The organism is Inquilinus sp., from assembly GCF_039594555.1.
Classification (GTDB): domain Bacteria; phylum Pseudomonadota; class Alphaproteobacteria; order DSM-16000; family Inquilinaceae; genus Inquilinus.
In genome coordinates this window covers 1-12,664 of the sequence record NZ_JBCNNF010000198.1, presented here as the reverse complement: position 1 = coordinate 12,664, position 12,664 = coordinate 1, and the positions used below count along the sequence as shown (strand labels likewise).

Annotated in this window: 12 protein-coding genes; 4 read left to right on the top strand and 8 right to left on the bottom strand. The window is 69.6% G+C overall.

The window, feature by feature from the left end:
• Positions 1-9: 9 nt before the first annotated feature.
• Both ABDW35_RS20595 and ABDW35_RS20590 read right to left on the bottom strand, forming a co-directional pair.
• Positions 10-1,581 (bottom strand): ABC transporter substrate-binding protein, encoded by a 1,572-nt coding sequence (locus tag ABDW35_RS20595; protein ID WP_343715756.1) that lies wholly within the window; start codon positions 1,579-1,581, stop codon positions 10-12.
• Positions 1,582-1,611: 30 nt separating this feature from the next.
• Complete coding sequence (locus ABDW35_RS20590; protein ID WP_343715755.1) at positions 1,612-2,328, bottom strand: FadR/GntR family transcriptional regulator; 717 nt, start codon at positions 2,326-2,328, stop codon at positions 1,612-1,614.
• An 85-nt stretch (positions 2,329-2,413) separates the two neighbouring features.
• Here ABDW35_RS20590 and ABDW35_RS20585 point away from each other — a divergent pair, with 85 nt between their 5' ends.
• Entirely contained in the window at positions 2,414-3,391 is a 978-nt protein-coding gene (locus ABDW35_RS20585; protein ID WP_343715754.1) for a Gfo/Idh/MocA family oxidoreductase, read from the top strand.
• Positions 3,388-4,374, top strand: a complete 987-nt coding sequence (locus tag ABDW35_RS20580; RefSeq protein ID WP_343715753.1) for a Gfo/Idh/MocA family oxidoreductase — start codon at positions 3,388-3,390, stop codon at positions 4,372-4,374. The genes ABDW35_RS20585 and ABDW35_RS20580 overlap by 4 nt, the downstream gene beginning before the upstream one ends.
• On the opposite strand, the gene ABDW35_RS20575 is transcribed toward ABDW35_RS20580, so the two are convergent.
• Genes ABDW35_RS20575 through ABDW35_RS20550 form a run of 6 tightly spaced genes read right to left on the bottom strand, consistent with a single transcriptional unit; the run spans position 4,371 to position 10,784 of the window.
• The gene (locus ABDW35_RS20575; RefSeq protein ID WP_343715752.1) at positions 4,371-5,123 is read right to left on the bottom strand and encodes an ABC transporter ATP-binding protein; all 753 of its coding nucleotides are present in this window, start codon (positions 5,121-5,123) and stop codon (positions 4,371-4,373) included. The genes ABDW35_RS20580 and ABDW35_RS20575 overlap by 4 nt on opposite strands.
• Positions 5,120-5,977, bottom strand: coding sequence for an ABC transporter ATP-binding protein (locus ABDW35_RS20570; protein WP_343715751.1), 858 nt, complete (start codon positions 5,975-5,977; stop codon positions 5,120-5,122). Before ABDW35_RS20570 ends, ABDW35_RS20575 begins: the two co-directional genes overlap by 4 nt.
• Positions 5,974-6,897 carry a nickel transporter permease gene (gene nikC / locus ABDW35_RS20565; protein ID WP_343715750.1) on the bottom strand — a complete coding sequence of 308 codons (924 nt, stop codon included), beginning with the start codon at positions 6,895-6,897 and terminating at the stop codon, positions 5,974-5,976. The genes ABDW35_RS20570 and nikC overlap by 4 nt, the downstream gene beginning before the upstream one ends.
• Positions 6,894-7,940, bottom strand: coding sequence for an ABC transporter permease (locus ABDW35_RS20560; protein WP_343715749.1), 1,047 nt, complete (start codon positions 7,938-7,940; stop codon positions 6,894-6,896). The genes nikC and ABDW35_RS20560 overlap by 4 nt, the downstream gene beginning before the upstream one ends.
• Before the next feature lie 7 nt (positions 7,941-7,947).
• A complete protein-coding gene (locus ABDW35_RS20555; RefSeq protein ID WP_343715748.1) occupies positions 7,948-9,531 on the bottom strand; it encodes an ABC transporter substrate-binding protein in 1,584 nt (527 codons plus the stop codon).
• Between the two features lie 44 nt (positions 9,532-9,575).
• Positions 9,576-10,784, bottom strand: a complete 1,209-nt coding sequence (locus ABDW35_RS20550) for a mandelate racemase/muconate lactonizing enzyme family protein (protein ID WP_343715747.1) — start codon at positions 10,782-10,784, stop codon at positions 9,576-9,578.
• A 184-nt stretch (positions 10,785-10,968) separates the two neighbouring features.
• Between ABDW35_RS20550 and ABDW35_RS20545 the strand changes: the two genes are divergently transcribed.
• The gene (locus tag ABDW35_RS20545; protein WP_343715746.1) at positions 10,969-11,649 is read left to right on the top strand and encodes a GntR family transcriptional regulator; all 681 of its coding nucleotides are present in this window, start codon (positions 10,969-10,971) and stop codon (positions 11,647-11,649) included.
• A gap of 3 nt (positions 11,650-11,652) precedes the next feature.
• Entirely contained in the window at positions 11,653-12,555 is a 903-nt protein-coding gene (locus ABDW35_RS20540; protein ID WP_343715745.1) for a dihydrodipicolinate synthase family protein, read from the top strand.
• Positions 12,556-12,664 lie beyond the last annotated feature (109 nt).

Genomic DNA, 12,664 nt, shown 5'->3' with positions numbered 1-12,664 from the left:
AATGACGACCTATTCAACCGCCCACTTCTCCGGATGGGCGGCGAAGGGGCCGCCGGCCGGGGCCGGGGTCCAGACGAAGTCCTTCAGCTTGCTGGAGGCGACGCCGTAGCGCTTGGCCACCCACATGGTGGCCCAGGGCAGGTTGGCGTTCATCGCCTTGCACACGGCCTGGTAGCGCTCCGCCCGCTTGCTGTCGTCGGTCTCGTTCAGCGCGGCGTCGAAGGCGCCGGTCACCTCCGGCATGCGGATGCGCAGGAAGTTGGCGCCGGCCGGCGGGATCTGCTTCTCGTCCAGGCCGATGTTGATGGCGCTCGGGTCCGGCCCGTTCTGCAGCCCGGCATAGACCAGCGGGAACTGCGACCAGTCCGGCTTCTGGGCGTAGATCGTGGCATTGTAGGTCGGCGTGTCGACCGCCCGCGGCACCACATTGATGCCGACCTGCGCCAGCATCGCCTGCACCGCGGCCAGCACGTTCGAGGCCAGCGGCGTGTTGTAGTAGGTCAGCAGTGGGATCGGCTTGCTGCCGTTGATCTGGTCCCAGCCGGCCTCGGCCAGCAGCTGCTTCGCCTTTTCTGGATCATAGGCGTAGCTGTCGAGGCCGGACGGCAGCAGATGGTCGGCGACATAGCCGCAATTGGCGATCTCGGCGGCGCCCTTGTACAGGCTCTGCACGATCGCATCGCGATTGATCGCATGCATCACCGCCTGGCGGATTCGGACGTCCTTCCACAGCGGCACCTCCTGGTTGAAGCCCAGGTAGTTGACGACGTAGGAGTTGCCCTCGATCACCTTGAAGGCGTTGTTGCCCTGGAACGTGGCGACGTCGTCGGCCTCGACATAGCTGAAGCTGATCTCGCCGGAGCGCAGCGCCGCCACCGCCGCCGCGGTGTTGGCGAAATAGCGGTTGATGATCCGGTCGGTGACCGGCTTGCCGCCGCGGTAGTCGGGGTTGGCGGCCAACTCGACATACTGGTCGGTGACATAGCGCGAGAATTTGTAGGGGCCGGTGCCGATCGGCGATTTCGACCACCATTCATGCTTGGCCAGCGAGTCCGCCGGGATGTCCTTCAACGCGTGCTGCGGCAGCATCATCAGCTGAGTCAGCGTCGCCAGCAGGCCGGCATTCGGCGCCGACAGCTTCAGCACCGCGGTCTTGGGGTCGGGCGTCTCGACCGAGGCGATGGCGCCGAGGCGGGCGGCGAACACCGTGCCGGTGGCACCGTTCTTCGCGGTGTCGATGGTGAACTTGACGTCGGCCGAGGTGAAGGGCTGGCCGTCATGCCATTTCGCATCGGCCAGCTTGAAGGTGTATTGCAGCTTGTCGGCGCTGACCTCGTAGCTCGAGGCGAGGTCGCCGACGATGCTCTCCAGCTTGGCGTCGTTGATCACCAGCGGCTCGAAATACAGGCTGAGCCAGGTGAAGCCGCCGGTGGCGGCCAGCGGGTTGAAGTTGCCCTGGAAGCCGCCCGGGCCGACATCGAACCCGCCGGTGATCGTCGACGGCTCCTGCGCCACAGCTTGCGTCGCGGCGCCCGGCGCCCAAGCCATGGCGGCGGCGAGCGCCAGCGCGGATGCCAGCATCCCGAATCTCATCATGTCCTCCCCTTGATCTCAGTCTTCTGGTTTGGCGCCCTTCCGGGTCGCGAGGAGACGGGCGATCCCGTCATAGTGCTGGTCGAGCCGGCTGCGGGCCGCGGCCTCGTCCCGCGCCTCGATGGCGGCACAGATCTCCTGGTGGTCGCGCCAGGTCGCCATCGGATCGACATTGGCCAGGTTCACGAAGTCGGACGCCTTGTAGAAGGCCATCCAGAACACATCGATCAGGCTGGTCAGCATGCGGTTGTTCTGGCAGCGGAACAGCAGGCTGTGGAACTGCTGGTCCTCCTCGGCGAAGCTCTCGTTCCGCTCGGCCCGGCGGCGCATCCGCTCGACGGTGTCCTTCAGCTCCGCCAGGTCGTCCTCACCGATCAGCTGGATGGTCTTGCCGATCAGGCCGACCTCCAGCACGCGGCGGATTTCCAGCACCTCCTCGACCTCGCGCAGCGCGCCGCCCAGCCCATAGGCCAGATTGGCCAGCAGCGGCTCGAAGGAGAAGGCCTTGACGAACACGCCGATGCCGCGCCGCGTCTCCAGTATGCCGAGCGATTCCAACGCCTTGATCGCCTCGCGCACGGAGTTGCGGCTGACCCCCAGCTGCTGCGCCAGGTCGTTCTCCGGCGGCAGCGGCGCGCCGGGGACCAGCGCGTTGTCGTCGATGTAGCTCTTCAGACTCTCCTGCACCGAGACATGCAGCAGAGGCGGCCGGGCGAGCGGCTTGATCTCCTTCATCGGCGGCATTCCCGGATCAGCATGGCTTGATGGTTGCTGACTTGTAGGATATCTGTCAAGGCCATAAGCCGAGAGGGAGGACGGGATGGCCCGGATGGCCTTGGCGGGCGTGGGGCATTGGCATGCCGGCATGCATCTGGAAGCGGCCCGTGCGGCGGGCGCCGAAGTGGTCGCCGCCTGGGATCCGGACCCCGCGATGACGGCCGGCTTCGTGGCGCGGCACGGAGTGCCGGCGCAGCCCTCCGTCGAGGCTCTGATCGCGACGAGGCCCGACCTGACCGTGGTCATGGGCCGGCCGGACCAGGTGCCGACGCTGGCCATAGCCTGCATCGAGGCAGGGCTGCCGATCGTGCTGGAGAAGCCGGCCGCGGTGTCGACCGCCGCGCTGGAGCCGCTGGCCGAGGCGGCGCGGCGCCGCAACCTGTTCGCCGCCGTGCCCCTGCCCAATCGCTGCGGCCCGATCTGGGCCGAGATCGAGGCGCTGAAGGCCGCCGGCCGGCTCGGCCCGGTCTCGCACGCCCAGTTCCGGATCGTGAACGGCCCGCCGGAGCGCTACCGGCTGGACGGGGTGCCCTGGGTGCTGGACCCGGCCATCGCCGGCGGCGGGGCGCTGCGCAACCTCGGCATCCACGGCATCGATGCCGCACTGGCCCTGGCCGGCGGCGCCGACCTCGCCGTCGTCTCGGCCTCGATCGACCGGCGCCTCTACGGCGAGGCGGTCGAGGAGTACGCGATCGTCGTCCTGCGCGCGCCGGACGGCATGATCGCGACGGTCGAAGCCGGCTACACCTTTGCCTCGATGGCACCGGGCGGCGACTTCGAATGGCGCGTCTCGGCCCGCAACGCCTACCTGCTCGATCGCGGCGACAGCTGCCGTGTCGCAACGCTCGATGACGGGCGGGTGTGCGACCTGGCCCCGATCCCGCTGGCGGACCGCTACAAGGCCTTCATGGCCGACACGCTGGACCGGCTGGCGTGTGGCGCGCCACCATCGGTCGGGATCGGCGACTACCTGCGGGCCATGCGCCTGATCGACCGGGCTTACCAGGAGGCTGCAGCATGATCGGCATCGGCATCATCGGCGCCGGCTTCTTCGGCGCGATCCATGCGCGGGCCATCGCCGCCGTGCCGGGAGCGCGGGTCGCCGCCGTCTGCCGCCAGGACATCGACGCCGCCCGGGCCTTCGCGCGGGAGCATGGCGGCACCGCCCATGCCGATTGGCGGGCGCTGCTGGATGATCCGGCGGTCGATGTGGCGCTGATCGCCACGCCGCATCACCTGCATGCCGAGATGGCGATCGCCGCGGCCCAGGCGGGCAAGCACATCCTGCTGGAGAAGCCGATGGCGCCGACCGTCGCCGAATGCGTCGCGATCAACGCCGCGGTCGAGCGGGCGGGCGTCCATCTGATGGTCGGCCATGTGCTGCATTTCACCCTGCCCTGCCTCGCTGCGCGGGAGATCATCGCGTCCGGCGAACTCGGCCGGCCGGTGCTGGGCAGCAGCTGGCTGATCAAGCTGTGGATGGAGGCGAACCGTCAGCCCTGGCACCTGTCGCCCCGGACCGGCGGCGGCATGCTGCTGACCGCCGGGATCCACGCGCTCGACCGGCTGGTCTGGCTGATGGACGGCCCGGTGGCATCGGTCTCGGCCATGGCCGGCACCCATTTCCACGACCAGGAGGCCGACGACACGGTACTGATGCTGCTGCGCTTCGCCGACGGCCGGATCGGCCAGGTGGCCAGCGTCGGCTATCGCGATGGCGGCGTCGGCTTCGCCATGGACCTGGTGTGCGAGGCCGGGACGCTGCGCCTGGATTTCGACCAAGGCGTCGCGATCGGCCGCGGCGGCGCCTGGACACCGGTGCCGAATTCGGCCGAGCCGGACTGGGCGCAGCGCGCGGTCGAGCGCGAATGGCAGGCGATGCTGGCCCTGATCGGCGGCACCGGCCCGAACCCGGCGGATGGGCGCTACGGCCGCCACCTCATCGCCTGCATCGAGGCGGCGCACCAGTCCGAGCAGTCCCGCCGCGAGGTCGCGCTGGCTTAGGCCGCCGGCGCCTCGCCATAGGCCTCGCTGGCCGCCAGCAGCTCCTGCGTGTAGGGGTGGGCGGGCGTGCCGGCGCGCAGCGTCGCCGCGTCGAATCCGTCGACGATGCGGCCGCCCTGCATCACCGCGATGCGGTGGCACATATGGGCGACGACGGCGAGGTCGTGGCTGACCAGGATGCAGGTCAGGCCGCGCTGCGCCCGCAGGTCCATCAGCAGGTTCAGGATCTCGGCCTGCACCGAGACGTCGAGGGCGGAGGTCGGCTCGTCCAGCAGCAGCACCTCCGGCTGCAGCATCAGGGCGCGGGCGATGGCCACGCGCTGGCGCTGGCCGCCGGAGAGCTGGTGCGGGTAGCGGAAGGCGGCGCTGCGCGGCAGGCCCACAGAATCCAGCGCGGCGCCGACCGCATCCGCCGGTGGGACCATCCCCTGGTTGCGCAGCGGCTCCAGCAGCTGGGCCTGGATGGTCTGGCGCGGATGCAGCGACCCGTAGGGGTCCTGGAATACCATCTGCACCCGCTTGTAAAAGCCGCGCGGGCGGCGCGACGGCAGCGCGGTGCCGTCCAGCCGGACCTCCCCGCCATGGTCCGGGATCAGCCCGGCCAAAGCGCGCAGCACCGTCGACTTGCCGCAGCCGGATTCGCCGACCAGGCCGAAGGTCTCGCCGGTATCCACTGAGAAGGAGACGCCGGCCACCACCGGCGGGGCGTCGGCGGCGAAGCGCACCGCGAGGTCGCGCACCTCGATCATCGTGCGCCTCCTGCCCCGGCCAGCCAGGCCGGATCGCGGCGCAGCACCGGCAGCCGGTCCTGGCTGTGGCGGATCGACGGCAGCGAGGCCAACAGCCCGCGGGTGTAGGGATGTTCGGCCCGGTCGAGATCGGCGGCCCGCAGGGTCTCCATCACCCGGCCGGCATACATGATCACCACCCGGTCGCAGAAGCGGCGGACCAGGTTGAGGTCGTGGCTGACCAGGATCAGGCCCAGGCCGCGGCTCTCGATCAGCTCGTCCAGCAGATGCAGCACCTCGAGCCGCACGGTGACGTCGAGCGCCGAGGTCGGCTCGTCGGCGATGACCACGTCCGGGCCGGCGATCAGCATCATCGCGATCATCACGCGCTGGCCCATGCCGCCCGAGATCTCGTGCGGATAGAGCCGCGCCACCCGGGTGGGGTCGCGGATCTTCACCGCTTCGAGGATCGCCAGGGTGCGCTCGCGCGCCTCGCGCGCCGGCCCCTTGTGGTGCAGCCGCCAGGCCTCGGCGATCTGCTCGCCGACCGGGACGACCGGGTTCAGCGAGTATTTCGAGTCCTGCAGGATCAGCCCCATGCGCCGACCGCGCAGGTCCATCATCTGCTTCTCGCTCGCCGCCAGCAGGTCGATGTCGCGGAAGGCCAGCCGGTCCGCCGTCACCCGCGCGGCCGACGGCAGCAGCCGCATCAGGGCGCGGCCGACGGTGGACTTGCCGGCGCCGGATTCGCCGACGATGCCGAGCTTTTCGCGCCCAAGGCTGAAGGATACACCGTGAACGACCGGCACGGCGGCGTCGCCGCGGCCGAAGGCGATACGCAGGTTGCGGGCCTCGATCAGGGGCGCGTCGGTCATTCGCCGGACCTCGGGTCGAGCACGTCGCGCAGCGAGTCGCCGGCCAGGTTGAAGGCCAGGCTGACCACCGCGATGGCAATGCCGGGCGCGGTGATCACCCAGGGGCAGTCGATCATGAACTCCCGCCCCGTCGAGACCATGGCGCCCCATTCCGGCAGCGGCGGCTGGGCGCCGAGGCCGAGGAAGCCGAGGCCCGCCGCGGTCAGGATGATGCCGGCCATGTTCAGGGTCAGCCGCACCACCAGCGAGGGCAGGCACATCGGCAGGATGTGGCGGATGATGATGCGGGTCCGGGTGGCGCCCTGCAGCCGCACCGCGGCGATGAAGTCCGCCTTCCGCAGGCTCAGCGCCTCGGCCCGCGCCAGCCGCGCCATCGGCGGCCAGGCGGTCAGGGCGATGGCGATGATGGCGTTGGTGATGCCGGGCCCCAGCGCCGCGGCGAAGCCCAGCGCCAGCACCAGGCCGGGGAAGGACAGGAAGATGTCGGTGACCCGCATCAGGATCTCGTCGACCCAGCCGCCGAGGTAGCCGGCGCAGGCGCCGATCAGCAGGCCGATCGGGGCGACGATGACGGTGACCAGCAGGATGATGTAGAGCGTGGTCCGCGCGCCGTAGACGACGCGGGCGAAGACGTCGCGGCCGAACTCGTCGGTGCCGAACCAATGCGCCGCCGAGGGCGGCTGCAGCCGGTTCACCATGTCCTGCGCGATCGGATCGTACGATGTGAGCCAGGGCGCGGCGACCGCCGCCACGATCAGCAACAGGATGACGCCGAGCCCGGCCAGGCCCAGCGGATGCGTGGCGAAGCGCCGCCAGCCGCGATAGAGCTGCTGCATCGCCGACTGGAAGACGGTGCGCGGCGCGTCCGCCTTGAGCCAGGCGCGCAGGCCGCTGTCGGGGGAGGTCGCGGTGGCGGTCATCGGGTGCGCGGGTCCAGTATGCGGTAGAGGCGGTCGGAGATGATGTTGATGACCAGGAAGACGACACCGATCAGCAGCACCGCGCCCATCACCACGTTCATGTCGTTCATCTTCAGCCCCCGGGTGAGGTACTGGCCGAGGCCGGGCCAGCCGAACACCGTCTCGATCAGCACCGCGCCGTCCAGCAGGCCGCCGAAGGTCAGCGCCAGCACGGTGAGCAGTTGGACGCGGATGTTCTTGAAGGCATGGGCCCAGATCATCCGCCGGCGCGACACGCCCTTGGCCCGGGCGGAGACGATGTATTCCTGGCCCAGCTGCTCCAGCATGAAGCTGCGGGTCATGCGGCTGATGTAGGCGACCGAGTAGTAGCCGAGGATCGCGCCGGGCAGGATGATGTGGTTCAGCGCGTCGCGGAACACGTCCCATTCGCCCTGCAGCGCGGTGTCGAGCAGCAATAGGCCGGTGATCGGCGGCACCATCCCCTCGTTGAGGATGTCGATCCGGCCCGAGGCCGCGACCCATTGCAGCTTGGCGTAGAAGACGATCAGCGCGATCAGGCCGAGCCAGAAGATCGGCACCGAATGGCCGGCCAGGCCGACCACGCGGGCGACATGATCGATCGGCTTGCCCCGGTTGACCGCGGCGACGACGCCGAGCGGCACGCCGAGCAGCGTCCCGCAGAGGATGGCGACGAGGGCGAGCTCGATCGTCGCCGGGAAGACGGTCAACAGATCGGCGGCGACCGACTGGCCGGTGGTCAGCGACCGCCCCATGTCGCCGGTCGCGACCCGGCCGACATAAGACAGGAACTGCTGCCACACCGGCTGGTCGAGGCCGAGCTCGCGATACACCCGCTCATAGGTCGCATGGTCGACCTCCGACCCGGTCACCGCCAGCACCGGGTCGGCCGGCAGCAGCCGGCCCATCGAGAAGGTCAGCAGCATCAGCCCGACCAGGGTGACAACGACCGACAGGGTGCGGCCCGACAGGCGCCGCATGCGCAGGAAGCGCGCCGGCCGGTTGAAGGTGTCGATCGCCGTCATCGGCGCCTCAGTTCTTCTTCACGTCGTGCCAGCGCGTCGACCAGGTCGGGTTGCCGACATAGCCGGTGACGCCCTGGCGGATGACATAGGGGTCGGTGCGCTGCAGCACGATCACCAGCGACGGCACCGTCTCCTTGAACTTGCGGTCGATTTCGGAGAAGAGCTGCGCCCGCTTGGCCGGATCGGTCTCGCTCTTCGACTGGGTGACCAGCTGGGTCAGCTCCGGCGCGTCGAGCGCCGTGCGCCACAGGTAGTAGCCGCCGAGCTTCGCCTCGTCGCGGTTGTCCGGGTTGTAGGCATACTGCACCAGCGTGCCGAACGGGTCGGGCAGCCGCGTGCCGGAATTGCCGACCAGCACCTGGTACTTCCGGGCGCGGAAATCCGGCGTGTGCTCGCCCGGCACGACCTCGAACTCGACGCCGGCCTTCTTGGCGCTGGCCTGCAGCGCCACCGCCATCTTCAGCAGCGCGTCGCCCGACGGGTACAGCGTCTTCTTCAGCCCGTCCGGATATCCGGCGTCGGCCAGCAGCTTCCTGGCCAGCTCGGGGTCGTACTGATAGCCGGTCGGCTCGCCCGTCGGGGCACCGGGCATGCCCTTGGGGATGATCGACTGCCACGGGAAGCCGTTGAAGTTCATCGTGGTCTCGGCCAGCGGCTTCCAGTCGATGATATGCTGGAAGGCCTCGCGCACCTTGGGCTTGGCGAGGTCCGGGTCCTGCGTGTTCATGGCCATATAGTAGAAGCCGAGGCCCGGCCCGGGATCGACCGTCGCCCCCTTGCCCTTCAGCGCCTCGATATCGCTGTTGGCCATGTACTGGCCGATATCGATGTCGCCGGCCTCGACCTGCAGCCGCAGATTGCCGGATTCTGGGATGTGCCGCATCACCACGCGCTTCATCGCCGGCGCGCCGCCCCAGTAATCCGCCCGCGCGTCGCACAGCAGGATGTCGTTCGGCCGCCAGGTGGTGAGCTTGTACGGGCCGCTGCCGGCGCTGTTGGCCTTCAGCCAGTTCTGGGCCAGGTCGCCGTTCTGCTCATGCGACAGCGCCGTCTTCTTGTCGATGATGCCGAGCGAGGCGCCGGCCAGGGAATAGAGCACGAGGTCGGTCGACACCGGCTGCGGCAGGCTGATCACCAGGGTGCGCTCGTCCTTCGCCTGGACCAGCTGGTCGACATTGTCCTTGGTGAACCCCCACAGCGCGATGTCGGTCGACCCGACCTGCCCCATCTTGATCACGCGCTGGATGGTCCAGGCCGCATCCTCCGCCGTCACCGGGTTGCCGGAGGAAAAGGTGGCGCCCTGGCGCAGCGTCATGGTGATGCTGCGCTTGTCGTCCGAGACGGTCCAGCTCTCCGCCAGCATCGGCCGGATCGTCTGGAGGTCGTCGGGCGTCACCATCACGAGATTGTCGTAGAGGTTCGAAATGATCTCGGAGACCGTGCGCGCGTTGATCGCCGCCGGGTCGAGCGACGGCACGGCGCTGAGCTGGGTGCCGATCACCAGCGCGTTCGCCGGCGACGCCGCCTGGGCGCCGGAGACGCCGAAGGCGAGCGCCAGGGCCGCGGTCGCGGCCAGTAGGGTCAGTCTCATTCTCGTCCTCCCTGATGCGGCGGATGTCCGCCGTTCTTGGTTGCTTACGGAAACGCGCTCGATCCGTCGGGACGGCGGCCGACGCGCCGTTCCCAATGGACGTAGCCGTCGGTCTTCAAGACATCCTCGTCGATCTCGACGCCCCAGCCCGGCCGGTCGGGACGCAGCTCGAGATAGCCGTCGCGCGGGAGATACGGGTCCTTGACGTACCAGGCGCCGGCCGAGGGGTCGGCCTTCGCGCCGCCGCCGCCGGCTTCGCCCCCGGCTTGGAACGTGTAGTTCGGGCCGTGCGGCAGCCGGTACTCCAGGATCCGGAAATTCGGCTGGGCGGCGGAGAAGTGCAGGTTCACCGCCGTGGCCAGCGGCCCCATCGGGTTGTGCGGCGCGACCGTGACGTAATGCGCCTCGGCGATCGCCGCGATCTTGCGCATCTCCAGCAGGCCGCCGACGACGCAGATGTCGGGCTGGATGATGTCGGCCCCGCGATGGGACAGGAGGCGCAGGAACTCGAAGCGGCTGTACAGCGACTCGCCGGTCGCCAGCGTGCAGGCCATCTGCCGCTTGATGTCGCCCCAGACCTCGATGTTCTCCGGCCGGATCGGCTCCTCGAAGAACAGCGGGTCGTAGGGGGCCAGCGCATTGCCGAGCTGCACCGCCTGGTGCGGCTCGAAGATGCGGGCATGGGCGTCGAAGGCGATCTCGTAGTCGCTGCGCACCGTCTCCCGCAGCGACCGGAAATACTCGGCGCTGGTGCGCACCACCTCGCCCCAGCGATTCTCGTAGATGTTGATGCGGTAGGGGCTGAGCTTGAAGGCGGTCAGGCCCCAGCTCTCGTTCAGCCGGTCGAACTCCTCCCGCGCGGCCGGGGCGTCGGGGGCGGTGTAGACGCCGGCATAGACCCGCACGCGGTCGCGGGCATTGCCGCCGAGCAGCATGTAGACCGGAACGCTAAGCGCCTTGGCCGAGATGTCCCACAGGCAGTGGTCGATCGCCGAGATGGCGGCCAGGGTCAGCGCGCCCGGCGGGAAGCGCGTCTGCTGCATCAGATACTGGACGATGTATTCGATGCGCCGCGGATCCTGCCCCTGCAGGAAAGTGAACAGGTATTCCAGCAGCGGCGCCAGCGCCCGGTCGGGCCCATGATTGTAGCACTCGCCCCAGCCGGTGAGGCCGTCATCGGTGTCGATGGCGACGAGCAGCCGCGGCCGATCCTTGTCGCGCGTCATGTAGGTCCGCAGACGGTCGATCTTCACGCCGCCAGTCCTCCCCGTCCCCGGTTGCTTGCCGCCCCGCGTGCACAGGCACGATCGGATGGGCGGGAGGAGCGCCGCCGGGCGCCGGCCTTGCCTCGCGGCTAGACTTACCTTGTTGGGACCTGATATATCAAGTCTCAAGATTCGCCGGACGCCCGGATCCGGCCGCGACGAGAGGTTCCGCTTGCAACGACCCCTGCCCGCCCTCGACCCGCAGATGCTGAAGGGGCTGCGCGAGCATGTTCACGAGCAGCTTCGCCAGGCCATCATCTCCGGCCAGCTGCCCACCGGCTCTTTGCTGAACGAGCGCCAGGCGGCGGCGCAGCTGGGCGTCAGCACCACGCCGCTGAAGGAGGCGCTGCGGCGGCTGGAGCTGGAAGGGCTGGTGCGGACCGAGCCGCGGCGCGGCATCCGCATCACCTTCGACGCCGCCCAGGCCGAGGAGATGGCGCTGGCCCGCGCGGCGCTGGAGAGCATGATCGCCCGCCAGGCGGCGACGCGGATCACCGATGAGGAGATCGCGGAGCTTCGCACGGTCGGCGAGGCCATGCGCCAGGCGACAGCGGCGGGTGCGACGCGCCGGCTGATCACCCTGAACGAGACGTTTCACGAGACCATCCACGCCGCCTCGGGCTGCCGCTACCTGCAGCGCCTGCTGGCCGGGCAGCTGGTCTACGACAAGGCGGCGCGCCGCTTCCTGCTGGGCGACCAGGAGGAGCGCGAGCGCGCCTTGGGCGAGCATCTGAGCATCCTCGCGGCCCTTGAGGCGCGGGACCCCGACGCGGCCGAACGGGCGATGCGCGACCACATCGTGCGGTCGGGCCGGCAACATGTGCAGACGGCGTTCGCGCGCCGGAAGGAGTAGAGAATGGACAAGCAGACCGGCCTGCGGCGCGCGCTGTGCGGCATCTCGGGCGTGCACGCGACCGCTTATGGCGCCGATGGCGGCGTGGATCCGGAGCTGACCGGCCGCATCGTCGAGCGCATCGTCGCCGGCGGCATTCCCAATGTCGTTGCCGCCGGCAACACCGGCGAGTTCTACGCCCTGTCGCCCGACGAGGTGCGGCTGGTGCACGATACGGCAGTGTCGGCCGCCCGGGGCCGCAGCAATGTGATCACCGCCGTCGGCCGGTCGCTGACCGAGGCGATCGCGCTGGGCCGCCGCGCCAGGGAGGCCGGGGCGGACGCGATCATGTCGCACCAGCCGCTCGACCCCTTCGCCGCGCCCCAGGCCCAGGCCGCCTATTTCCGGGCGATCGCCGACGCGGTCGACCTGCCGCTGGTCGCCTATGTCCGGTCCGACGCGATGGGCCTGGCCGACCTGCTGTCGGTCGCCAACCATCCCAATGTCGTCGGCGTGAAGTTCGCCACCACCAACCTGATGCTGCTGGCCGAATGCGTGCGGTCGAGCGATGCTGCCACCGCGGTCTGGGTCTGCGGCCTGGCGGAGGGATGGGCGGCGCCCTTCTATGCCATCGGCGCCCGCGGCTTCACCTCCGGCCTGGTCAATGTCGACCCAGCCCGGTCGCTGGCCATTCACGCGGCGCTGGAGGCGGGCGACTACGCTCGTGCCCGAGCCCTGGTGGCCGAGATCGCCCGCTTCGAGACGCTGCGCACCCGTTACGGCAACGGCGCCAACGTCACCGTGGTCAAGGAGGCGCTGGGCCTGCTGGGCTTCCCCGCCGGCGCGGTGCGCCTGCCGGGCCTGCCGGCCCTGGATCCGGCCGACCGGGAGACGCTCCAGAGCGAGGTGTCGCGCTGGGGATTGTGAGACGGCTGGGTCTTCAGCTTGCCCACCAACCTCTTTGCCCGTCATCCCGGGTCTGCGGCGCAGCACGAAGTGGTGCGCCACAGACCCGGGATCTCTTGATGACCGCACC